Genomic DNA, 22,612 nt, shown 5'->3' with positions numbered 1-22,612 from the left:
ATCCCCTACGCTGCTGCCAGATGGCCAACCCGGACGGTTTAGTCGCGCATGGCGCGCCGCGCGCTGTCCGTGCGGTGCGCGTGGTTTCCGAGCCGGACTTCGGCGTTCAGCACGGCCAGGCCCCGGTCGGAGAGCTGGACCGGGTTGAGCTCCAGCAACGCGACTTCGGGATGCTCGTCCTTGAGCTGCGCTACGCGGGCGATCAGGTCTTCCAGCGCCGGAACGTCCACCGCCGGCAGGCCCTGGTAGCCGAAGAGCTTCTCGGCCGCGCGGGGTCCGCGGACCAGGTCCGCCACATCCACGGTGGTCAGCGGGGGGATCCGGTGGGACCAGTCCCCCAGCAGGTTGACGGCGTCGCCGGCCAGCCCGAAAGACACCACCGGGCCCAGGAGCGGATCCTCGATCGAGCGGATGGTGCAGGCCTGGCCGGCGGGCACCATCGACTGGACTTCCAGCGGGATGTCGCCGAACGGGGCCAGGCTGGCCCGCATGTGCGCGATGTTGGCGCGCAGGGTCGCCTCGTCGGTGATGTTCAGCCGCACGCCGCCGAGGTCCAGCCGTTGCCGCAACCGCGCATCCGTGGTTTTGACGGCTACGGGCCAGCCGAGCCGTTTGGCAGCGGCCACGGCCTCGTCGTCGTGCGTGAAGCCGGCCGACTCCTGCACCGTGATGCCGTAGCAGCCCAGCAGCCGGGCGGTCTGCGCGGGGGTAGGCGTGAGCAGGTCTGTCCCGGTGACCCCGGCGAGCAGGGCGTCGATCTGCCGTTGAGCCTCGGCCGGGTCGGTTCCCGCCGGTTCGGCGAATTCGCCCTGGTCGCGGGCCTTCCATTCGGCGTAGCGGACCACGGCCGCCAGCGCGTTCACGGCGCTGCCGGGGCTGGCAAAGCTGGGCAGGCCACGCTGCAACCCGCCGTCGGCACCGCTGCCTCCGGTGGCAAGCAAGCCGTCGGTCCGTTCGGCCAGATCGAGCACGCCGGTGAAGGAGGCGACCACCGGCTTGCCGGCTTCTTCGGCGCAGTCCCGCAGCACTTCCGCCAGCAGGGAGGTCGGGATTCCGGTGGCGGGAAGGAGTGTGACGACGGCGGCGTGCACCTCGGGTGCGGACAGTGCCTGCCGCACCTGCCGGCGAAGCATCGGCAGCGCAATGGACTGGCCGGTATTCAGGTCCAGCGCCACTTCCCGCCGGACCACGTCCAGCTGGTGCGCCTTGGCGGCGTCGGCCACCACGTTGCCCAGCGCCAGGGAGTTGCTGAAGACGGCCAGGTTGGCTCCGGCCGGAAGCGGCTGGCTGACCAGGATCTGCGCCACGTCCATCAGCTCTTCGTTGGTTTCCACGCGGATCACGCCGGACTGGCGGAACATCGCGTCGAGGGCGCCCAGCGGGGCCTGTGTAGTACGCACCGCATGGCCGGGCGGCAGTTGCAGTCCCATCACGTCGGACTTGGCCACGATCACGGGCTTGCCGCGCGAGAGCCGGCGCGCAATCCGGGAGAACTTTCGAGGGTTGCCAATGGATTCCAGGTAGAGCCCCACCGCCTTGGTGGCCGGGTCGTCTTCCCAATACTGCATCACATCGTTGCCGGAGACGTCGGCCCGGTTCCCGGCGGACACGGTGGACGACAGGCCCAGCCCGCGCCGGCTGGCGGCGGTGTAGAGCAGGACGCCGATCGCTGCGGACTGGCTGAAGAGCCCAAGCGGCCCGCGCGGCGGCATGGCGGGCGCCATCGAGGCGTTCAGCGACACGGCCGGGTCGGTGTTCAGGAGTCCGAGCGACCCGGGGCCGATCACCCGCATGCCGTGGGCGCGGGCCTGGCGCACCAGCTCGCGCTGCCGTTGCAACCCTTCGTTCCCGGCTTGGGAGAAGCCGTCGCTGGCCACCAGGATCCCCTTGACCCCGGCGGCAGCGCATTCGCGGGCCACCTTGGGCACTTCCTCGTAAGGGACGGCGACGACGGCGAGTTCCACGGGGTGCGGGACGTCGGCGATGGCCGCGTGGGAGATCATGCCGTTCAGTTCGAAGGCCTGCGGGTTGATGGCGTAGACGGGGCCGGTGAAGCCGGCTTCGATGATGTTCTCCAGCAGCGAGTAGCCCACGCTGCCCCAGTCCCGGCTGGCGCCGATCACGGCCACGGATCCGGGCGCCAGCAGGGCAGCCACGCTCTTGGCCTCGGCCCGGTGTTCCCGGGCGGCCATCACGGCACGGGAGCGATCGGTCGGGTCGATGTCGAACTCGAGGGCGACCACTCCGTCGTCGAAATGGCGCCGCACCTCGTAGCCCGCGTCGTTGAACACGGTGATCATCTTCCGGTTCTCCGGCAGCACCTCGGCGGAAAACTTGCTGATGCCGTTTTCCCGGGCGGCGGCCGCCAGATGCTCCAGCAGGATGGATCCCAGCCCCCGGCCCTGGTGGGCATCCGAAATGTTGAAGGCGACCTCGGCTTCGGCGGGATCGTCCAGCCTGTCATAGCGGCCAATCCCGATGATTTCGTCGCCGATGGTGATGACGAAGGCCACCCGGTTGACGTAATCGACGTTGGTGAAGCGGGCCAGTTCGCGGGCGCTGAGCTTGGACTTGAAGGTGAAGAAGCGCAGGTAGATGGAGCTTTCGGACTGCCCCACGTGAAAGGCCTGCAGGGCCTCGGCATCGGCCGGGACGATCGGGCGCAGGTGCGCCGTACCGCCGTCGCGCAGCACGACATCCGCTTCCCAATAATCCGGATAATCCGGGGAATCAGCCTCTTGCGCCATAAACTCACTGTATCCGCAACTTTTAGCTAAGGACCGAAGCTCTACCCATGCCCCGCCGCCAGACTCCCGCCCCCGAAGAGGACTACACGGAGAACATCGTCGATATCGACGTGACCTCCGAAATGGAAGGCTCCTTCCTCGAATACGCCTACTCGGTGATCTACTCGCGCGCACTGCCCGATGCCCGCGACGGGTTGAAGCCGGTGCAGCGGCGCATTCTCTACATGATGTCCCAGATGGGGCTGCGGCCGGACAAGGGGCATGTGAAGTCCGCCCGCGTGGTCGGCGAGGTGATGGGCAAGCTGCACCCGCACGGCGACGCCGCCATTTACGACGCGATGGTGCGGATGGCGCAGTCCTTCTCGCTGCGCATGCCGCTGATCGACGGCCACGGCAACTTCGGGTCGCTCGACGACGGTCCCGCGGCACCGCGCTACACCGAGGCCCGCCTCGCGCCGCCGGCCCTGGCGCTGACCGACCACCTGGACGAAGACGTTGTGGACTTCGTTCCGAACTACGACAACCAGCTGATGCAGCCGGCGGTACTCCCGGCCGCTTTCCCCAACCTGCTGGTCAACGGTTCCTCCGGCATCGCCGTGGGCATGGCCACGAACATGGCGCCGCACAACCTCGGCGAGGTGATCGCCGCGGCCCAGCACCTGATCGCCAACCCGGACGCCACGCTTGAGGACATCATGCGGTTCGTCCCCGGACCCGATCTGCCGTCCGGCGGCAAGATCGTGGGCCTGGACGGAATCCGCGATGCGTATGCGACCGGCCGCGGCTCCTTCAAGACCCGCGCCAAGGTGGAGGTGGAGAAGCTCACCGCCCGCCGCACCGGCCTGGTGGTCACCGAGCTGCCCTACGGCGTGGGCCCGGAGAAGGTGATCGAGAAGATCAAGGACGCGGTCACGTCCAAGAAGCTGCAGGGCATCAGCGACATCGTCGACCTGACCGACCGGCAGCACGGCCTGCGCCTGGTCATCGAGCTGAAGAACGGCTTCAATCCCAACGCCGTGTTGGCGCAGCTGTACCGCTATTCGCCCATGGAGGACTCCTTCGGCATCAACAACGTGACGCTGGTCGACGGGCAGCCGCGCACGCTGGGCCTGATGGAACTGCTGCAGGTCTACGTCAGCCACCGCATCGGCGTCGTGCGCCGGCGCACCGCGTTCCGGTTGGGCAAGAAGAAGGACCGGCTGCATCTGGTCGAAGGCCTGCTGATTGCCATCGTGGACATCGACGAGGTCATCCAGATCATCCGTTCCTCGGACGAGGCCGCCGCCGCCCGCGAACGGTTGATGGCCATCTACGACCTGTCCGAAATCCAGGCCAATCACATCCTCGAACTGCGGCTGCGCCAGCTGACCAAATACTCGCGGATCGAGCTCGAGAAGGAACAGGACGAACTGCGCCGCGAGATCGCCGGCTTGGAGGAGATCCTGGCCAACGAGGCCATGCTGCGCCAACTGGTCTCCGACGAACTGGGCGAGGTTTCCGCGCTCTACGCCACACCGCGGCGGACCGTGCTGCTCGAATCGGAGGCGGCGGCCCCGCTCCGCGGCACCGCCTTGCCGGCTCCCGCCGCCGCCGGGAAGAACGCCAAGGCCGCCCTGCCGCTGCAGATCGCGGACGATCCGTGCTGGGTCCTGCTCTCCGCGTCCGGCCAGCTCGCCCGCACGGTGGACCAGGAGCCCCTGTTGGACGGCCAGCGGATCAGGCACGATGTCCTGGCGTCCGTCGTCAAGACCACGGCACGGGCCGAAATCGGAGCCGTGACCTCGCTGGGCCGGATGCTAAGGCTTCCGGTTTTGGATATGCCGGTGCTCGCCGCCGCTGCCGGTTCGCCCAACCTGGCCGGCGGCGTCCCGGTCAAGGAGTTCGTGACCCTGGCGAAGGGCGAATCCCTGGTGGCTTTGGCGCCGCTGGACAAGGCCCTCGCCCTTGGCACTGCGCAAGGCATTGTCAAGCGCGTGACCCCGGACTACCCGCTCAACCGGGAGGACTGGGAGATCATCGCGCTCAAGCCCAAGGACTACATCGTGGGCCTCAGCGTCCCGGCCGACGACGACGAACTGGTCTTCATCACCCGCCAGGCGCAACTGCTTCACTTCCCGGCCTCGGCGGTGCGCGCCCAGGGCCGCACGGCCGGCGGCGTAGCGGGCATCAAGCTGGGCGCGGAAGACACCGTGGCGTTCTTTGGTGCGGTCGCCGCAGGGGATGCCGACGCCGTGGTCGTCACCGTCGCCTCCACCCGGGAAGCCCTCCCGGGCACCTCCCCCGGCTCGGTCAAGGTCACCCCGTTCACCGAGTACCCGGCCAAGGGCCGCGCTACCGGCGGAGTGCGCGCACACCGCTTCCTGAAGGGGGAGGACATGCTCTCGCTGGCGTGGGCCGGGCACGGTCCGGCGAAGGCCAGCTCGTCCAACGGCGCCTCGCGGGCCCTGCCCACCGAACACGGCCGCCGCGACGGTTCCGGCATCCCGTTGTCCCAGTCCGTGGACGCCGTCGGTCCCTCCCTATCGCAGCAGGGGGCGGAAGACTCCTAAGCTGGCTGCATGGCGATCATCCCCGACACCAAGGACTGGACGTGGGTCACCGAGCGGCCCTGCCCGGAATGCGGCTTCGACCCGGCCGGCGTCACGCCGGACCGGATCGGACCGGCGGTGCTGGCCACCGTTCCCCGCTGGCAGGCGGCGCTGGCGGAGCCCGGCGTCCACGTCCGCCCCAACGACTCGACGTGGTCGGTGCTGGAGTACGCCGCGCACGTGCGTGATGTCTGCCGCGTGTTCGATGCCCGGCTGGAGCTGATGCTCAGCCAGGACAACCCGGAGTTTGCCGACTGGGACCAGAACGCCGCGGCCGTGGAGGGGCGTTACGGCAGCCAGGACCCGCTCGCCGTGGCCCAGGAACTGGCGGGGGCAGCGGCGGAGGTGGCCGCCGGCTTCAATGCGGTGACCCCGGCCGAATGGGACCGCCGCGGCCGGCGCAGCAACGGTTCGGCTTTCACGGTCACCACGCTCGGCAGCTACTTCCTGCACGACGTCATGCATCACCTGCACGACGTCGGGGCGTAGCCGCGGGCCGGCCGCGGTGCACGACGCCGGGGCGCGGTCCGCTGCCCGCGTCAGGTCAGCGGCAGTTCATAGTCCAGGTAGCGCTGCGTGGGCACGTACCCCATCCGGGTGTAGAGCGCGAGTGCCCCGCTGGGATTCTGCGTGTCCACGCCCAGCCCGGCGTGCGCCATCCCGCCGGCCCTGAACCGGCGCATCGCTTCGGCCAGCAGCGCCTGGGCCAGCCCGCGGCCGCGCCACGGCCTGCGGACGCCGAGGAGATTGGTGAACCCTTCGTCGTACCCCGACTGCAGCTTGTACTCGGGGTCGAAGCTGGCCACCTGGTAGGCCACCGTCTCGCCGGACGAGGACTCCACCACCGACATGCTCCACTCCGGCTTGGTTTGCGGATGCATCACCAGGGTGTTCCACCGGCGCTCGTCCCTGGGCTCGCTGCCCCAGTGGTCCGCAAAGGCCTCGTTGTGGGCGAGCCTCACGGCCTCGCTGTCCTCCGCGTCCAGGTCGACGAACGCGAACCCCTCGGCCAGCGGTGCTTCCGGAATCGTTTCCAGCGGCCGGGTCATCTCGGTGAAGTAGCGCACCACCGTGGCGCCCACGGCGGCCATCAGTGCGTTGTGCGCCGGGTCCCGTTCTTCGGTGCTGGTCCGCAGGACACCGCCGGCGATGCCGGCCGCGCTGAACCGGCGACGCTGGCACTCGGCCTGCCAGTCGTACAGCGCCCGGCCAATGCCGCGGCGGCGCCATTCCGGGTCGACGCCGCCCCAGGTGTGGGCCGCCGCGGAGCCGGCGTTCGCGTAGACCCGCCCCACGGCACGGACCGTTCCGTCGGCGTCCACGCCGATGGCCGTGGTCTGCGCCGGGTCGTTGGCGGGGTCGTCGAACGCCTCCGCCAGGTCCGCCGTCGTCTCGACCCAGACCGGCTGATCCACGGCGGCCATGCGGCGGATCAGCTGGTGCCAGCCCTCGATGTCCGAGGCGGACATGGGGCGCCAGCGCAGGGCTCCGCCGGGAAAGTCCGGCAGGTCGGGAACGGTCATTGCCTCAGCTTAGGGCAGCGGCGTAGCTGCCGGTAGCCAAATGCAACCGGTGCTCGCACCACGCGGCTTGCCGCTCGTCATGGGTCACCATGACCACTGCTTTACCGGCGAGCCCGCGGCGCAGGTCGGCCAGCAACGCGTCCGCCGCCTCGCGGTCCAGGTGCGCGGTCGGTTCATCCAGCAGCACCACGTCCGAGTGGGCCAGCAGCGCCCGGGCCACGGCGAGCCGCTGCCGCTGGCCGCCGGAGAGGAAGTGCCCGCCCGGGCCGATCCTGGTGCCCAACCCGTGCGGCAGTCCGGCCAGGAAACCGCCCAGCCCCACGGCGGTGAGCGCCGAGCACATCTCCTCTTCGGTCGGCGCGTCCGTGGCCGGGCGGGCCAGCAGGAGATTGGCCCGGAGCGTTGAGTTGAACAGGTGCGCCTCCTGCGGCATCCACGCGATGGCGGACCGCGGCGCCCCGCCGGCCGTCCCGTTGACCAGGTAGTGGCCGGATGCCGGCGGCAGGAAGCCCAGCAGCACGCCGAGCAGCGTGGACTTCCCGCTGCCCGAAGGGCCGGTGACCGCCAGCCATTGTCCGCGCTCCACCCGCAGGTCCACTCCGGTGAAGGCGTCGTGGCGGGCGCCCGGGTACCGGTAGGAAACGTTGCGCAGCTCCAGCGTTTCGACCGGGACTTCCCGCCGCGATTCGCCGGCCGGACCCGCGCCGCTGCTGCCCAGCTCCGGCATGACGCGCCCGCCGGCCTCGCGCCAGGCGCCCCATTGCTGCACCGCGGTGTTGACCGCCATGAACGGTTCCGCCAGCGCCAACTGCATCAGGACGACGACGGCGGCCGCCCCCGGCACCGTTCCACCGGCGGAACCGATCATCACCACGGCGGACAGGGAACACGCCAGCACGGTCAGGGCGTGTCCCAGGCCCTGCGCCCAGGCGCTGCGCTGCACGGCTGCGGTGGCTTCCCGGTCCAGGCGGCGGGCCCGCAGCAGCAGCGGCCCGGCCGCCGTGTTTGCGGCCAGGTCCGGGGCTGCCGCCAGCAGCCGCGTGAAAGCGTTCAGCGACCTGCCCTTGACCCGCACGTTCGTCGCCTGGGCGTGTCGGTCGGCCCAGCGGGTCACGGCGGGAGCACCCACCACGCAGATCCCCGAGAGCAGCAGCTGCCACCCCAGGGCCGCGGGCATCAGCAGGGCCGTGGCCACGCAGGACGCGGCGGCCACCAGCAGGCCCACCAGCGGGGCGAAGACGGCGCGGGGCGCGATGTCCCGCAGTTCGTCCACATCTCCGACCAGCCGTTCCAGGGCGCCGCCGCCGCGGGCCAGCCGCCGCCACGCCGCCGGCCGCTGCAGCAGCCCGTTCCACAACCGGATCCGCAGCCGGTCGGTGCTTTCGAAGACGGCGTCGTGCAGCTTCAGCCGCTCCTGGTAGCGCAGGACCGAACGTCCGATCCCGAAGAACCGGACGCCGACGATGGAGGTCATCAGGTACAGGATCGGCGGTTGCTCGCTGGCATAGACAATCAACCAGCCGGACAGGCCCGCGAGCGCGACGGCGAAGAGCGCAGCGCCGAGGCCGAAGCACAGCGCCGCCAGGAAGCGGGGGCTCCACGGCCGCAGCAGCGCCGCCTGCCGCCAGAGGCCGGGTCCGGCGCCGGCGGCGCCCTCCCCTGGCGTTTCCGTCCGGGAGCCTGCCGCGGCCCCGGGCGCGGGCCCGCCGCGTTCGGCCTCCGGTGCCGCGGGCCGCGCACCACCGGTACGCGCCGGGGCGGCAGGGGCTCCCCCGGACGCCGGCATCACCGGCACCACGTGGTCGGCGAGCGCCGCCGTGTCCGGGTCGTGTGCCACCAGCACCGTGGTCACCCGGCCGCGGAGCCCGTCCAGCGCGGCCTCGATCGCCCGGGCGCTGCGCTCATCCACGTGCGCGGTGGGTTCATCGGCCAGCAGCACGTCCACACCGGGGACATGTTCGATCCGGGCCAAGGCCCGTGCCACGGCCACGCGGCGCAGCTCTCCCGGGCTGAGGTCGCCGGTGTCCGCGGCCGCCAAGTCGGCGGCATTGACCCGCGCCAGCGCTTCCTCCGCCGCCGCACGCCCGGCCGGTCCTGCCAGCCCCGCGTACAGGGCCACCTCTTCGGCCGCCGTGGCTTCGGAGGGAACCGGGTGCTGCGGGATCCACGCGATCCGGCCGCGGTCGACGCCGGACACCTGGCCGGCCAGGTGGATGCCGGCCCCGTCCCGGCGCAGGCCGGCCAGGATCTCCAGCACCGTGGTCTTGCCGCCCCCGCTTGGTCCGGACAAGGCGGTGATGCGGCCGGCAGGTGCCGTGAAATCCAGCCCTTCCAGCACCTGGCCGCGGCCCTGGTAGCCGGCGGCCAGCCCCGCCACCCACAGCTCCGGCGCTTCCCCGCCAGCGGCCCCGGACCGATGCCCGGCGTCCGGAGCGGGGACCAGCGGCCGGCCGGGCGGCGCGTCCAGCACGGCCTTGCTGCGCTCGAGGGCTTCCAGTCCGTCTTCGCTCGCGTGATGCGCCGAGCCGAGGTCGCGCAGCGGCTGGAAACACTCTGGCGCCAGGATCAGGGCCAGCAATCCGGCTTCCAGTTCCATTTCGCCATAGACCAGCCGGATCCCCACGAACACCGCCACCACGGCCACGGAAATGGTGGCGATCAGTTCCAGTGCCAGGGAGGACAGGAAGGCGACCCGCAGGGTGGCCAGGGTCCGCTCCCGGTAGGCGCGGGCGACGTCGCCCAGGGCCCTGGTCTGCGCGGCAGCCCGGCCCAGCCCGACCAGGACCGGGAGTCCGCGGGCCAGTTCCAGCAGGTGGTCGGACAGGCGGTCCAAAGCCGCGGCGGCCTGTTTCGTCCGGTCTTCGGTGTGCTTTCCGATCAGGATCATGAAGACCGGCACCAGCGGCAGCGTGAGCACCACGATCAGCGCGCTCACCCAGTCCGCGGCCAGGATCCGCAGCCCCACCAGCAGGGGCACCGTGGCGCAGGTCACCAGCGCCGGCAGGTACTTGCTGTAATAGTCGTCAAGGTTGTCCAGTCCCCGGGTGGCCAGCACGCTCAGGGCGCCCTCACCCGGGGCGGAGCCGTCGCCCCCGGCCGGGGAGCCGCCGCCGTCGTGCAGGATCCGCGCGGCGAGCCGGGCCCGCAGGTCCTCCTTGACCCCGGCCGCCGCCCGCTGCGCCGCCACGTCCTGGCCCCACGCCGCGGCCGCGCGCAGTACGGCGCCGAGGGCGCCGGGCAGCAGCACCGTATCCCAGCTGAAAGCCCCGGCCGCCACGCCCGCCACCCCGGCGGCCACCGCCGAAGCGAGCATCACCAAGCCGCCGGCCTTGGCGGCCGCAGCCAGCCCCAGCAGGTAGAGCGCACGTTTGCCGGCCGCGCCCGCCGGAAGCATCGGCTTCACTGTGCGGTGACGGCGTGTGCGGCGGGGATGGCGGATGCGCTCACGCGCCTGCGGAACACCCAGTAGGTGTAGCCCTGGTAGACCAGCACCGCCGGGATGCCGAACAACGCCACCACACTCATCACGCCCAGCGTGTAGTCCGAGGACGATGCCGAACCCACGGTCAGGCTGAATGCCTCGTCGACGGTCGAGGGCAGCACGGTGGGGAACACCGAGGTGAAGATGGTTGCCGTCCCGGCGACCACGAAGGTGCCGAGCCCGGCGAAGGAGAGCCCGTCCCGCCCGGCCTTGGCCAGCAGCCAGGCCGCCGCCGCACCGAGGGCGGCGACCAGCAGCATCACCACCGTCACCGCCTTGCCGTGGCGCAGCACCAACACGGCCGCCCAGGCGGCCATCGGCAGCAGCGCCACCGGCAGCCAGCGCAGGACCAGCGCCTTGGCCCGCAACCGGACCTCGCCGTCGGTCTTCAGCGCCAGGAACGCCGCCGCGTGCACCAGGCTGAAGCCGACCACTGCCAGCCCGCCGAGCACCGCATAGCCGTTGAACCAGGCGAACGGTCCGCCCACGCGGTCGCCGTTGGCGTTGAGCGGCAGGCCGGTGGTGGTCAGGGCGAGCATGGCGCCGACGCCGAAGGCCGCGACCAGGGAGCCCAGCGCGATCGCCCAGTCCCAGCGGGCCCGCCACCGATCGGTGTCCACCTTGCCGCGGTATTCGATGCCTACGGCGCGGAAGATCAGGGCCAGCAGCACCAGCACCAGCGGGAGGTACAGGCCGGAGAACAGGGCGGCGTACCACTCGGGGAAGGCCGCAAACGTGGCGGCCCCCGCGGTGACCAGCCAGACTTCGTTGCCGTCCCAGACCGGGCCGATGGTGTTGAGCAGCACGCGGCGCTCCGTGTTGTTCCGGGCGAAGCCGGGCATCATCATGCCGACGCCGAGGTCGAATCCTTCCAGGAACAGGTACCCGGTCCAGAAGAAGGCGATGACAATGAACCAAATGGTGGGCAGGGTTTCCATGTAGCCGTCCTTATCGATCCGTAGGAGCCGGTTCAGTACGCGAAGGAGAGCACATCATCGGTGTCTTTCCCGTCGCCGTTGTTTCCGTCTCCGTCCTTGCCGCTGCCGCCGGTGCCGTCGCCGCCGTCGTGCTTGCCCGGACCATCCGCGGACGTCGCGTGCAGCAGTTCGGGCATCGCCGCGGGCACACCGCCGCGGCAGTAGGCAGCGAGCAGCTTCACTTCCACCACCAGCAGGGAGCCGTAGACCAGGGTGAAGGCGCTCAGCGAGAAGATCAACTCCCCCAGCGAGACGCCCGGCGACACCGCCGCGGCCGTGAACATGAAGACGTTGTCGATGCCGTCGGGGTCCGGGTTGGGTGCGACGACGAACGGTTGGCGGCCCATCTCCGTGAAGATCCAACCGGCCGAGTTGGCGCCGAACGGGGCAAGGATTCCGAGCACGGCCAGCCGCATCAACCACTTCGATTCGGGCACGGTGCCCTTGCGCACCACCCACAGGGCGACGGCGGCGGCCGCGGCGGCCAACATGCCGAAGGTAATCATCATCCGGAAGCCCCAGTACGTGACTTCCATGACCGGCACGTAGTCGATTTCGCTGCCGGCGCGCTCGCCGTAGATCGGGTTGTCGGGCAGGTGCGTCCCGAAGCGCTCCTGGTACTCCGGCAGCAGGCTGTTGATGCCCCGGATCTCGGTGTCGAAGTCGCCGTTGGCCATGAAGGAGAGCAGTCCGGGCAGCTCCACCACGGCGACCATGTCGTCGCAGTCGTTGGAGCCGAGGTCGCCGACCGTCAGGATGGAGAAACCGGTGCCGTCGTGGCAGGCTGCCTCCGCCGCCGCCATCTTCATGGGCTGTTGCTGGAACATCAGTTTGGCCTGCAGGTCCCCGGTGAGGGACACGCCGGCGAAGGAGACGACGGCGACGACCGCGCCGATCCGCAGCGAGCGGAGCCAGACCTTGTGGTCGGCCGCATCCCTGCCGCGCGCCGGATCCGACCCCACGACCACCGCGCCGTCCGGGCCCACCGTGTCGATGCCGTCGCGGCGGCGCTTCCACAGGTGGTACCAGCTGATGCCCAGCAGGAAACCGCCGGCGACCGAGGTGGCGCCGAAGATTGTGTGCGGGAAAGCCACCAGCAGGGTGTTGTTGGTCAGCACCGCCCAGACGTCCACCATCACCGGCCGTCCGTCGACCATCTCAACGCCGACCGGATGCTGCATCCAGGAGTTCGCGGCCAGGATAAAGTAGGCCGAACAGACGGTGGCCAGCGAGGCGCCCCAGATGCTGAGCAGGTGCACCGCTTTGGGCAGCCGGCCCCAGCCGAAAATCCACAACCCCAGGAAAATGGACTCCACGAAGAACGCGAGCAGCGCCTCCATGGCCAGCGGCGCGCCGAAGACGTCGCCGACGAAGCGGCTGTACTCGCTCCAGGCCATGCCAAACTGGAATTCCTGGACCAGGCCGGTGGCCACACCCATGATGAAGTTGATCAGGAACAATTTGCCCCAGAACTTGGTCATCCTCAGGTACTGGTCCTTGCCGGTGCGGTACCAGGCCGTGTGCATGATCGCGACGAGCAGCCCGAGGCCAATGGTCAGCGGCACCATGAGGAAGTGGTAGACGGTCGTGATACCGAACTGCCACCGCGCGATTTCCAGTGCTTCCATTGCCGATGCCTCCCCGGACTGAACTGGGTATCCGGACCGCTCCGGAAACCTTTTCTACAAGCCGTAGAACTTGATCTTCTACGAACTGTAGAACATTTCGGCGAAAGACGGTAAATTAGAGACCAAGAGCACGGTCGCGGAAAGGTTCTGCGCGCCGGCGATGCGACGTTAAGAGACGAAAAGGAACCAGATGGCTACTCTCGGAGATTTGGAACGGGCGGTCATGGACGTGCTGTGGTCCCAGAACGCCGCCGATCCTGCTGAAGCCGGACTGACGGCCAATGAGCTGCGCGACACGCTGGCACAGGTCTCCGCGGACGGGGCGGATGGCAAGGAGCTGGCCGTCACGACGGTGCTGACGGTCCTGTCCCGGCTTGAGAAGAAGGGACTGGTCCAGCGCGGCCGCGACATCCGCCCGCACCGCTACCGGACCGTAACGAGCCGCGAAGAGCACACCGTGGAGCTGATGCACGAAGTCTTGGGCTCGGCCCCGGACCGCGAGGCCGTCCTGGCCCGGTTCATCGGCACGGTCAGCGACGAGGAAGCCGAAACCCTGCGCAAGATCCTCTCCTCCAACTGAGCTGAATGTTCCTGGCCTCCTACCTGCTGGCCGCCATGGCGGTCATTTTGGCGTGGCCGGCTCCCATCCTGCTCTCTCGGGCACGCTGGACAGCCCGCAGTCCCGGCACGGCGCTGGTGCTTTGGCAGGCCATCGCCTTGGCCGGCGGCCTGTCCATGATCGGGGCGATGCTGACGTGGGGCCTGGAACCACTGGGCGAACACCTGCTGGCCGGCCTCCGTGGACTGACCGGCCTTCTGCTTGACGACAGCGCGGACACGGGCCTGGACCTGGTGCACGTGTTCGCGCTCAGCGCCGCCCTGCTGCTCTCCGTCCACCTGGTCTTCACGTTGCTGCTGACCTACTACAAGATCCGCAAACAGCGCGGCCGGCACCGCGACCTGCTGAACCTGCTCAGCTCCCCGTCCGAGGACTCCCCGCGCACCTTGGTGATCAACCATCCGGCGCCGGTGGCCTACTGCTTGCCGGGCGGCGGCGGCTCCGTCACGGTGCTCTCGAACGGCCTGCTCGAGCTGCTCTCGCCGGACGAACTGCACGCCGTCATGACGCACGAAAAGGCGCATCTGGAACAGCGCCACGACCTGCTGCTGTGGGCCTTCGCCGCCTGGCGGGCGGCCCTGCCCTGGCTCCCCACGTCGAAGCTGGCCAGGACGGCCGTGAACGAGCTGATCGAGATGCTCGCAGACGACCATGCCCTGAAGACTTCGGACCGGGGGACGCTGGTGCGTGCCATCGCCGTCGTCGCCGCTGGTGAGCGGCCGGCGGCCACGGCGGGCCCGGCCGCCCCGGCCGCGGGCATCGGCGACCCTGCGAAGGCTTTGCTCGGCGCCGCCGAGGCGGAAACCCTTGTCACCGCACACCGGCTCCGGCGGCTGCTTTCCCCTGTTCCGGCCCTCAGCGGGGCAGCCCGGGCCGCGGTGCTGCTGGCCGCGGCGTTGCTGCTGGCGGTGCCGACCGCCCTGCTGGTGGCACCGGGACTGGCGGCCTAGGCGTCGATCCGTTCCCGGTCCAGCATCGAGGCGCCGGCCACGATGAACTCCTTGCGCGGGGCCACGTCAGAGCCCATCAGCAGGTCGAAGGAGCGCTCGGCGGCTTCGGCATCCTCGATCCGCACCCTGCGCAAGGTACGGTGGCGGGGCTCCATGGTGGTCTCGGCCAACTGGTCGGCGTCCATTTCGCCCAGGCCCTTGTAGCGCTGGATCGGTTCCTTGTACTTCCTGCCGTCCCGCTCCAGGGTGGCGAGCAGTTTGTGAAGCTCGTTCTCGGAGTAGGTGTACACCACCTCGTTGGCCTTGGCGCCCGGATTGATGATCTCCACGCGATGCAGCGGCGGCACGGCGGCGAAGACGCGTCCTGCATCGACCAGGGGGCGCATGTAACGGAAGAAAAGCGTCAGCAGCAGCGTGCGGATGTGCGCGCCGTCGACGTCGGCATCCGTCATGAGCACGACCTTGCCGTAGCGGGCGGCGTCCAGCTGGAAGCTGCGTCCCGACCCTGCCCCCACCACCTGTATGATGGCCGCGCATTCGGCGTTGGAGAGCATGTCGCCCACCGAGGCCTTCTGCACGTTGAGGATTTTGCCGCGGATGGGCAGCAGCGCCTGATGGTCCGAAGAGCGGGCCAGCCGCGCCGTGCCCAAAGCGCTGTCGCCCTCGACGATGAACAGCTCGGACCGTTCGACCTCGTTGGTGCGGCAGTCGATCAGCTTTGCCGGCATGGAGGAGGTTTCCAGCGCATTCTTGCGCCGCTGTGTCTCCTTGTGGACGCGGGCCGAAATGCGGGATTTCATCTCGCTGACGACCTTTTCCAGCAGCAGCGCGGATTGGGCCTTGTCCCCGCGGTTCGAGGACGCCAGCTTGGCGGACAGCTCCTTCTCCACCACCCGGGACACGATGGCGCGTACGGCGGAGGTGCCCAGGATCTCCTTGGTCTGGCCCTCGAACTGCGGCTCGGCCAGGCGGACGGTGAGCACCGCGGTCAGGCCGGCGAAGACGTCATCCTTTTCGATCTTGTCGCTGCCGGCCTTGAGCTTGCGCGCGTTGGCTTCGATCACCTTGCGGAAGGTCTTCAGGAGCGCCTGTTCGAAGCCGGTCTGGTGCGTGCCGCCCTTGGGGGTGGCAATGATGTTCACGTAGGAACGGACCGTGGTGTCGTAGCCGATGCCCCAGCGCAAGGCCACGTCCACCTCGCAGTCGCGGTCGACCTCGGCAATCTTGCTGTGACCGTTCTCGTCGAGTACCGGAACGGTCTCCTTGAACTTGCCGGAGCCGTGGAAGCGCCAGACATCCGTGACGGCGCTGTCGTTGGCCAGGTATTCGACGAACTCGGCAATGCCGCCGTCGTGGTGGAACACTTCCTCGATCGGGCCGTTCTCGCCGGCTGTGCCGGCCATCTTGCGCTCGTCGCGCAGCGTGATCTTCAGCCCCGGGACCAGGAACGAGGTCTGCCGGGCCCGGTTCTGCAGCTCTTCGTAGGAGAACTTGGCGTCCGGGGTAAAGATCTGCCGGTCGCCCCAGTACCTGATGCGCGTGCCGGTCACTCCGCGCTTGGCGGTACCGACCACTTCCAGCTTGGAGCCCGTGACGAACGGCTCGAACGTGGACTCCGGGCCCGGCCCCCGGGCCGTGTCGATGAACTTGCCCGGCTCGCCGCGGCGGAACGACATTTGGTACGTCTTGCCGCCGCGGTCCACCTGGACATCCAGGCGGGACGACAGGGCGTTGACCACGCTGGCGCCGACGCCGTGCAGTCCGCCGGAGGCGGTGTACGAGCCGCCGCCGAATTTGCCGCCGGCGTGCAGCTTGGTGAACACCACTTCGACACCGCTCAGGCCGGTCTTTGGTTCGATGTCCACCGGGATGCCGCGGCCGTCGTCGTGGATCTCCACCGATCCGTCCGGGTGCAGCGTGATCTTGATGCTCTGCCCGTAGCCGGCCAGCGCCTCGTCGACGGAGTTGTCGATGATTTCCCAGAGGCAGTGCATCAACCCGCGGGAATCCGTGGACCCGATGTACATGCCCGGCCTCTTGCGGACGGCTTCCAGCCCTTCCAGGACGGAAAGATGGCGTGCTGTGTACTCAGACTTCGTTGGCGCCACGTGTACGAGTGCTCCTTGGCAGACAGAACTGCGGTCCTTGGCCGCGGTCCGCCGCGAATAACGGACCGTTACTAGGCTAATCCCCTTTGCGGGCGGGCTTGTGCACCGCGCCGGGGCGCACGCCGGCATGTGACGCAGCTCCCGGCTGTTACCGACACGTGATACGCGGTGAGCGAAAGTGACCCCATCTTGCGAAGATTTGCGTGCTTCGGATGGTTCTATGGATAGACGCACTCGTAAGGAGGTCATCATGACGACAGCAGTAGCCCCCCGTGAACTGACCGCATTGGATCGATGCGACCGGTGTGGCGCCCAAGCCTATGTACGGGTTGTCCTGGCCTCCTCCGGCGGCGAACTCCTCTTCTGCGGGCACCATGCCCGGCAGCATGAGCCGCAGCTTCGCTCCAAGGCCTCGGAATGGCAGGACGAGACCGGCAGGCTGACCGAAAAGGCCGGCGCCGCCGCCGAATAGGCTCTCCGGGAACAGCTGCAGCCGCAGCCCGCTCCCGGTGCGGTCCGACAGGTCCGCGCGGTACCCCGATCAAAGGGCGCCGTTCCCCGCAAGGGGAACGGCGCCCTTTGCGTTTCCAAAGGCATTTCCGCCAGAGCACCCGGGCCTGGACGGCGCGGCCCTCTGCCCTTCCGCTGCACCCCCGGTTAACGCAGCAGGGCCGGCCCCCGCGGGTGCCGGCCCTGCTGCGCAGTCGGATCAGTCCAGGTAGTCGCGCAGTACCTGCGACCGCGACGGGTGCCGCAGCTTGGACATGGTCTTGGATTCGATCTGGCGGATGCGCTCACGGGTGACGCCGTAGACCTTGCCGATTTCGTCTAAAGTCTTCGGCTGGCCGTCGGTCAGCCCGAACCGCATGGCCACCACGCCGGCTTCGCGCTCGGACAGCGTGTCCAGCACCGAGTGGAGCTGCTCCTGCAGCAAGGTGAAGCTGACCGCGTCGGCGGGAACCACGGCTTCGGAGTCTTCGATCAGGTCGCCGAACTCCGAGTCGCCGTCTTCGCCCAGCGGCGTGTGCAGCGAGATCGGCTCGCGCCCATACTTCTGGACCTCGACGACCTTTTCCGGCGTCATGTCCAGTTCCTTGGCCAGCTCTTCGGGAGTCGGCTCGCGGCCCAGGTCCTGGAGCATTTGGCGCTGCACGCGGGCCAGCTTGTTGATGACTTCCACCATGTGCACCGGGATGCGGATCGTGCGGGCCTGGTCCGCCATGGCGCGGGTGATGGCCTGCCGGATCCACCAGGTTGCGTAGGTGGAGAACTTGAAGCCCTTGGTGTAGTCGAACTTCTCGACGGCGCGGATCAGGCCCAGGTTGCCTTCCTGGATCAGATCCAGGAACAGCATGCCGCGGCCCGTGTAGCGCTTGGCCAGCGAGACCACCAGACGCAGGTTGGCTTCCAGCAGGTGGTTCTTGGCGCGCTTGCCGTCGTGGACAATCTGCTCCAGGTCGCGCCGCAGGCGCGTCTCCATGGTGCCGTCGTCCTTGGCCAGCTTCTCTTCGGCGAAGAGACCGGCCTCGATCCGCAGGGCGAGGTCGACTTCCTGCTCGGCGTTCAGCAGGGCGACCTTGCCGATCTGCTTCAGGTAGTCCTTAACCGGGTCTGCGGTGGCACCGGCGGAGACTACCTGCTGGGCTGGGGCGTCGTCGTCGTCGGCGTCCGAGTAAACAAACCCGGAACCGGTCTCGCCTTCCTTGCCCTTCTTGGCGCCCGTTTCCTCGGCGGCTTCTACATCTTCCTCCGTGGGCTCCGGCTCAGCTTCGGGATCCTCGTCGACTTCATCCGTAGCCAACCCGGCGGCGTTCGCCTCATCCTTTTTGGCAGCGGCACCGGGCTTGCGGCCGCGCCGTTTGGGAGCAGCTTCCGCCGCTGCCGCTGACGGGGCGCCCGCGCGCTTGGTCGTCGCGGACTTTTTCGGAGCGGAGGCAGCAGTCTCCTCATCGGGAGCTGCAGCAGTCTTCTTGTCCGGTGACACAGAGAACCTTTCGTACGGCGGTCTGTGACGCTACCTGCGGGTAACACCACTATGACCCTGTCAAGTCCGTGAATGACTTCAAACCAAACCACGGACGCAGGGTCTGCAAGGCATAACCTGTTCCGCGGCGACGGTATTCCCGCAGGAACTACCGCTGTTTGAAACACGAACCCAACCGGGTCTCGGTTCCCATTGTCTCACGATTCAGACCGCCGGATGAACTGATTTTCGACCGTCGCGGACGCCGCGGTCATGCCGCCAGGTGCCTCCGGCCCGGCCAGGCCGTCTCCCGCCGGCGCGCCCACGCCGGCAGCATTCCGCTGCCCGCCAGTTCCTGGACCAGTTCCGCAAGCCGGTAGCCAGGCATTTCGCGCAGGCATGCTTCCGCCCGTTGATGCGCATGCGAACCGCGCCCCCGTGCCCATTCGATCCAGGCATGCAGCGTGCCGGCGGCGGCGCGGGAGCGCCCCGTTCCGACGGCGTGCAGGTGTTGGAGCAGGTGGGCCGTGGCATCCACGCGATCCCAGTCCGGAGCGTGGGGCGAGTCGCCGATCAAGATCCTTGACCACCCCCGGGCCGCCGCAGGATCACCGGATCCGGGCAATGGCTCCGTGGGCGGCACCGCGTCCGTCGCCCTGTCCGTGTCCTGGAGGAGGCCGGACGCATCCGCCCACCGGTACGCGGTCTCGGGGCTGCTGCAGGCGAAGATGGCAACGCCATCCCGTACCGCGTTGTCGGTCAGGCTCGCGAGCAGGAATGCCTGTTCTTCCGCCGTGACGGTTCCGGCCCGGTGCGCCGCCAGGGAATGCTCCCAGCGGCAGAGGGTATGGAAGTAGAAGGCCGGATGGGTCCACCCTCCCGCGCGTCCCTCGGCCAGCCGCGCCGCCTCCTGCTGTATCCCGGCCGCCACAGCGGGTGCCGCGGACGTTGCCGGTGACGGCGCTTCGGCGGCCTCCGCCGCGGATGCCGCATAGGTGCTGCCGCTGTAGACGAGTTCGGCGTTCAACGCACTGTCCCGGATCTGTGACACCGGCCGGCCGGGCATCGGGCAGCATCCGATGTCGCCGCAGTAAAGCTCGCGCCAGTGCTGCGGGCCCACCGTCCAGCCCCCGCGCACCGGCAGTCCGGCGGCGGACAAGGAGCGGCCGAGGGAGGCTACGAGTCGGGCATGAGGCGGCCGGTCCGGCGAGCGCCAGGGGCGGTCCGTGTAGAGAATCAGCAGCGCGGAATCGGCGTCCTCATCGGAACGCAGATAGTCCGCCGCTGTGTCGGTAAACAGCTCGAGGTGGCAGCTGTCCTCGTTGGTAGGGAGGTCCAGGCGGAGCGTCGCGCCCAGACGGCCCCGGGAAAGGGCCAGCAGCACCACGCTGTCGGCCGGAAGGAATCCCAGCGCATGCGGCACGAAACCCAGGACGTCGACGGGCCGGCGGGCGGTGAACTTCTTCTTCTCCATGACAGGAGCCTTCCGCTGCGGCCGACCCGGCGGCTAGCCGACGGGTCGCCGCTGTGGACGGTGGCCCTGCCGGAGGCCCTGTGGAGGGAGGGTGCTTACCCGTCCCCGGTTCCGCCGTTCCCCCTGCGTTCCCGGATCCGTTCGCGACGCCGGCGGCGTTCCCGTGCCAGCGCGTCACGCAGCGGCGGCACGGTGATCCCTCCGTGCGACATCCGGGTGCGCACGCGTCTGCGCACGGCCAGCATCGCCAGCGTGCCCACGATCAGGAACAGGAACTGGAGGCTGAAGGCCAGCTTGAAGGAGTCCAGCGCGTACAGGTCTCCCTGTGAGAACCCGCTGGCCAGCAGGGCATCAAGGACTACGCCCATGCCGAGCATCACCAGCAGCGCCGAGACAAAGCCGCCGACGTTAACGATCCCGGTTGCTGTTCCGGCGCGGCTGAGCGGATTGAAGGTCCGGGCGAAGTCGAAGCCGATCATGGACCCCGGTCCCCCGACCGACACGGCCATGACCAGCAGCAGAAGCAGCCAATACGGGGCAGGGCCGGGGTAGACCAGCACGCACAGCCAGGCCGCCGACATCGCCCCGACGATCAGCAGGACCATGGTCGAGCGCCTCAGGGGATGCCGGCCCACCCAGCGGCCCAGCAACGGGCCCGCGACGAAGGAGGTGAGGACCGCGGCCGTCATCAGCACCGAGGCTTCCGTCGGCGTCAGGCCCTGGGCCGAGACCAGGAACGGGTAGCCCCACATGAGCATGAACACGTTCGCGGGGAACTGGAGCGTGAAGTGAGTCCACAGTCCCAGTCTCGTACCCGGTTCCCGCCACGCCTCGGCCAACGACGCCCCGGTCTGGCGCAAGGTCGGCTGCGGGGCCTTCCGCGGTTGGCCCGGCTCGTTGCGGACCACCGCGAGGGCCAGGACAAAGGCCACCGCCGAGAGCGCCGCAACGGAAAGGAACGCCGGTGTCCAACCCGCTAGGTTGAGGATGGCCACGAAAGGGATGACGCTGATCAGCTGGCCGATCTGACCCAGCTGGCCGGTCAACTGGGTCAGCAGCGGTATCCGCTTCCCGCTGAACCAACTGGGCAGCAACCGGAGCACGGACACGAAGGTCATGGCGTCGCCGGCACCGACCAGGACGCGTCCGGCCAGCCCTTCGGGAACGGAGGACGCGAAGGCGAGGGCGGTTTGCCCGGCCAGCATCAGCACGGCCCCTCCGGCCACCATCATCCGGGGCCCGTATTTGTCCACCATGAGGCCGACGGGTATCTGCAACCCCGCATACACCACCAGTTGAAGCACGGTGAACGTCGACAAGGCGGCGGCGGTGGCATCAAAGCGCTCGGTGGCCTGCAGGCCCGCTACGCCAAAGGATGTCCGCTGGGTGATCGCCACCAAGTAGGCGAATATCCCGCTCCCCCACACCCACCAAGCCCGCCGCGAATCCATTGCTCCATCTTGCCCACGGCCCGGGGCAAGGTACTAATCGGCGTCGCCGGACCCTGCGGAGGCTCCTTCGCCCCCGTCGTCGTCCGTGGCGGGCCGGGTGGCCAGGAAGGCCTCCACGGCCGCGCCGATTTCGTCGGCGTCGGGAAGCTCTTCGTTGTCCTTGACCAGCAGCGAGCGGCGCTCTTCGTGCCCCGCGTACTCGTCGTACCGCTCTTCCAACCGGCCGACGACCCGCTGGACGTCGGCAGAGTCCTGTACCTGCCGGTCGATCTGGCTTTCGACCTCGCGTCCGGTCTCGCGCAGCCGGTCTGTCGGCAACGTCAGCGAGGTGGCGGCACCCACGTACTCCAGTGCCGCGACGGCGGCCGGTGGGTACTGGGCGTCGGACAGGTAATGGGGCACGTGAATGGAATAGCCGACGACGTCGCGCCCGGCCTCGGCCAGGCGCATTTCCAGCAGCGGGCCGATACCGGCCTGCAGCTCCGCCTGGGGCTTCCAACTGGTGATGCCGTCGATCAGGTCCTGCCGCGAGCCGTGGACGGTGACGCCGATCGGTCGGGTGTGCGGCACCGGCATCGGAAGAGACTGGACCCACGCGACCAGCCGGGTCTGGAGCCGGTTCGCCAGCCAGACGACCGCCCGGGAGAACCGCTCCCACTGGTAGTCGGGTTCGGGACCGGTCAACAGCAGGAACGGCGTGCCGAGCCCGTCGACGAGCCGGTAGAGCTCGATGGCGGGGGCTTCGTAGTCCGTGAAACGGTCTCCGGCGAAGGTGATGCGGGGCCGCCTGCTGCGGTAGTCCACCAGTTGGTCAACGTCGAAGGAGGCGACCAGCTGTGCATCGAGCTCGTCGAGCAATTCGTCGCCGATCTGCTCCACCACATGACCGGCTTCGGCTGCACCGGTAAATCCCATGACGAGATCAAGCCCGCGCAGCGCAGGCGAGTCGAACAACTCCGCGTTGGTCGACATCAGCGACTGTGGATCCAGCAATGTGCCCTCCGTTCCGGCATCGTCTTTCCCTGCCGTGCATGGCTCTCTCGCAATGTTCAGCGCCCGGGCGGGCGGAAAAATTCCTGCGCCGCCGGCCGTGACAGCGCGTG

The 22,612-nt window shown here is 69.0% G+C and carries 15 protein-coding genes; 5 read left to right on the top strand and 10 right to left on the bottom strand.

The genetic code is table 11. From position 1 onward, the window contains the following. Nucleotides 1–38 precede the first annotated feature (38 nt). Nucleotides 39–2,747 carry a bifunctional acetate--CoA ligase family protein/GNAT family N-acetyltransferase gene (locus AC5RV3_RS00520; RefSeq protein ID WP_494120517.1) on the bottom strand — a complete coding sequence of 903 codons (2,709 nt, stop codon included), beginning with the start codon at nt 2,745–2,747 and terminating at the stop codon, nt 39–41. 47 nt (nt 2,748–2,794) lie between these two features. Here AC5RV3_RS00520 and AC5RV3_RS00515 point away from each other — a divergent pair, with 47 nt between their 5' ends. Next, entirely contained in the window at nt 2,795–5,296 is a 2,502-nt protein-coding gene (locus AC5RV3_RS00515) for a DNA gyrase/topoisomerase IV subunit A (protein ID WP_494120516.1), read from the top strand. 9 nt (nt 5,297–5,305) lie between these two features. Then, nucleotides 5,306–5,824, top strand: coding sequence for a DinB family protein (locus AC5RV3_RS00510; protein ID WP_494120515.1), 519 nt, complete (start codon nt 5,306–5,308; stop codon nt 5,822–5,824). Between the two features lie 50 nt (nt 5,825–5,874). On the opposite strand, the gene AC5RV3_RS00505 is transcribed toward AC5RV3_RS00510, so the two are convergent. Genes AC5RV3_RS00505 through AC5RV3_RS00490 form a run of 4 tightly spaced genes read right to left on the bottom strand, consistent with a single transcriptional unit; the run spans nt 5,875 to nt 12,944 of the window. After that, nucleotides 5,875–6,858, bottom strand: a complete 984-nt coding sequence (locus tag AC5RV3_RS00505; protein WP_494120514.1) for a GNAT family N-acetyltransferase — start codon at nt 6,856–6,858, stop codon at nt 5,875–5,877. Nucleotides 6,859–6,862: 4 nt separating this feature from the next. Then, complete coding sequence (cydD, locus tag AC5RV3_RS00500; protein ID WP_494120513.1) at nt 6,863–10,252, bottom strand: thiol reductant ABC exporter subunit CydD; 3,390 nt, start codon at nt 10,250–10,252, stop codon at nt 6,863–6,865. Between the two features lie 5 nt (nt 10,253–10,257). Continuing rightward, nucleotides 10,258–11,277: a cytochrome d ubiquinol oxidase subunit II gene (gene cydB / locus AC5RV3_RS00495; protein ID WP_494120512.1), complete on the bottom strand. Its 1,020-nt coding sequence runs from the start codon at nt 11,275–11,277 to the stop codon at nt 10,258–10,260. Between the two features lie 32 nt (nt 11,278–11,309). Then, nucleotides 11,310–12,944, bottom strand: a complete 1,635-nt coding sequence (locus AC5RV3_RS00490) for a cytochrome ubiquinol oxidase subunit I (protein ID WP_494120511.1) — start codon at nt 12,942–12,944, stop codon at nt 11,310–11,312. Between the two features lie 190 nt (nt 12,945–13,134). On the opposite strand from AC5RV3_RS00490, the gene AC5RV3_RS00485 reads away from it, so the two are divergent. Both AC5RV3_RS00485 and AC5RV3_RS00480 read left to right on the top strand, forming a co-directional pair. Continuing rightward, nucleotides 13,135–13,524: a BlaI/MecI/CopY family transcriptional regulator gene (locus tag AC5RV3_RS00485; RefSeq protein WP_494120510.1), complete on the top strand. Its 390-nt coding sequence runs from the start codon at nt 13,135–13,137 to the stop codon at nt 13,522–13,524. Nucleotides 13,525–13,529: 5 nt separating this feature from the next. Then, entirely contained in the window at nt 13,530–14,513 is a 984-nt protein-coding gene (locus tag AC5RV3_RS00480) for a M56 family metallopeptidase (RefSeq protein WP_494120509.1), read from the top strand. Here the strand turns inward: AC5RV3_RS00480 and AC5RV3_RS00475 are convergent. Next, nucleotides 14,510–16,621, bottom strand: a complete 2,112-nt coding sequence (locus AC5RV3_RS00475) for a DNA gyrase/topoisomerase IV subunit B (RefSeq protein ID WP_494101634.1) — start codon at nt 16,619–16,621, stop codon at nt 14,510–14,512. The two genes, AC5RV3_RS00480 and AC5RV3_RS00475, sit on opposite strands and share 4 nt — an antisense overlap. Nucleotides 16,622–16,871: 250 nt before the next feature. Between AC5RV3_RS00475 and AC5RV3_RS00470 the strand changes: the two genes are divergently transcribed. Next, entirely contained in the window at nt 16,872–17,093 is a 222-nt protein-coding gene (locus AC5RV3_RS00470) for a DUF7455 domain-containing protein (RefSeq protein ID WP_494101633.1), read from the top strand. Between the two features lie 237 nt (nt 17,094–17,330). Here AC5RV3_RS00470 and AC5RV3_RS00465 read toward each other — a convergent pair whose 3' ends face one another. From AC5RV3_RS00465 to AC5RV3_RS00450, 4 genes are all read right to left on the bottom strand, one after another. Further along, nucleotides 17,331–18,605 (bottom strand): RNA polymerase sigma factor, encoded by a 1,275-nt coding sequence (locus AC5RV3_RS00465; RefSeq protein WP_494120508.1) that lies wholly within the window; start codon nt 18,603–18,605, stop codon nt 17,331–17,333. Between the two features lie 250 nt (nt 18,606–18,855). Then, nucleotides 18,856–20,058 carry a DUF4192 domain-containing protein gene (locus AC5RV3_RS00460; RefSeq protein WP_494120507.1) on the bottom strand — a complete coding sequence of 401 codons (1,203 nt, stop codon included), beginning with the start codon at nt 20,056–20,058 and terminating at the stop codon, nt 18,856–18,858. Between the two features lie 95 nt (nt 20,059–20,153). After that, nucleotides 20,154–21,509: an MFS transporter gene (locus AC5RV3_RS00455; RefSeq protein ID WP_494120506.1), complete on the bottom strand. Its 1,356-nt coding sequence runs from the start codon at nt 21,507–21,509 to the stop codon at nt 20,154–20,156. Between the two features lie 33 nt (nt 21,510–21,542). Then, the gene (locus AC5RV3_RS00450; protein WP_493987549.1) at nt 21,543–22,481 is read right to left on the bottom strand and encodes a proteasome assembly chaperone family protein; all 939 of its coding nucleotides are present in this window, start codon (nt 22,479–22,481) and stop codon (nt 21,543–21,545) included. Between the last annotated feature and the right edge of the window lie 131 nt (nt 22,482–22,612).

This window comes from Arthrobacter sp. Y3221114, from assembly GCF_059092625.1.
The sequence above is the reverse complement of the archived record's forward strand: the minus strand, read 5'-3'. Positions and strand labels throughout refer to the sequence as shown.

Bases quoted from the DNA above. Each gene is read 5' to 3' on its own strand.
- AC5RV3_RS00505 (WP_494120514.1), bottom strand. From the start codon at position 6,858: ATGACCGTTCCCGACCTGCCGGACTTTCCCGGCGGAGCCCTGCGCTGG.
- AC5RV3_RS00460 (WP_494120507.1), bottom strand. From the start codon at position 20,058: ATGGAGAAGAAGAAGTTCACCGCCCGCCGGCCCGTCGACGTCCTGGGT.
- AC5RV3_RS00480 (WP_494120509.1), top strand. From the start codon at position 13,530: ATGTTCCTGGCCTCCTACCTGCTGGCCGCCATGGCGGTCATTTTGGCG.
- AC5RV3_RS00510 (WP_494120515.1), top strand. From the start codon at position 5,306: ATGGCGATCATCCCCGACACCAAGGACTGGACGTGGGTCACCGAGCGG.
- AC5RV3_RS00485 (WP_494120510.1), top strand. From the start codon at position 13,135: ATGGCTACTCTCGGAGATTTGGAACGGGCGGTCATGGACGTGCTGTGG.
- AC5RV3_RS00450 (WP_493987549.1), bottom strand. From the start codon at position 22,481: ATGTCGACCAACGCGGAGTTGTTCGACTCGCCTGCGCTGCGCGGGCTT.
- cydB (WP_494120512.1), bottom strand. From the start codon at position 11,277: ATGGAAACCCTGCCCACCATTTGGTTCATTGTCATCGCCTTCTTCTGG.
- AC5RV3_RS00470 (WP_494101633.1), top strand. From the start codon at position 16,872: ATGACGACAGCAGTAGCCCCCCGTGAACTGACCGCATTGGATCGATGC.
- cydD (WP_494120513.1), bottom strand. From the start codon at position 10,252: ATGCTTCCGGCGGGCGCGGCCGGCAAACGTGCGCTCTACCTGCTGGGG.
- AC5RV3_RS00455 (WP_494120506.1), bottom strand. From the start codon at position 21,509: ATGGATTCGCGGCGGGCTTGGTGGGTGTGGGGGAGCGGGATATTCGCC.
- AC5RV3_RS00490 (WP_494120511.1), bottom strand. From the start codon at position 12,944: ATGGAAGCACTGGAAATCGCGCGGTGGCAGTTCGGTATCACGACCGTC.
- AC5RV3_RS00515 (WP_494120516.1), top strand. From the start codon at position 2,795: ATGCCCCGCCGCCAGACTCCCGCCCCCGAAGAGGACTACACGGAGAAC.
- AC5RV3_RS00520 (WP_494120517.1), bottom strand. From the start codon at position 2,747: ATGGCGCAAGAGGCTGATTCCCCGGATTATCCGGATTATTGGGAAGCG.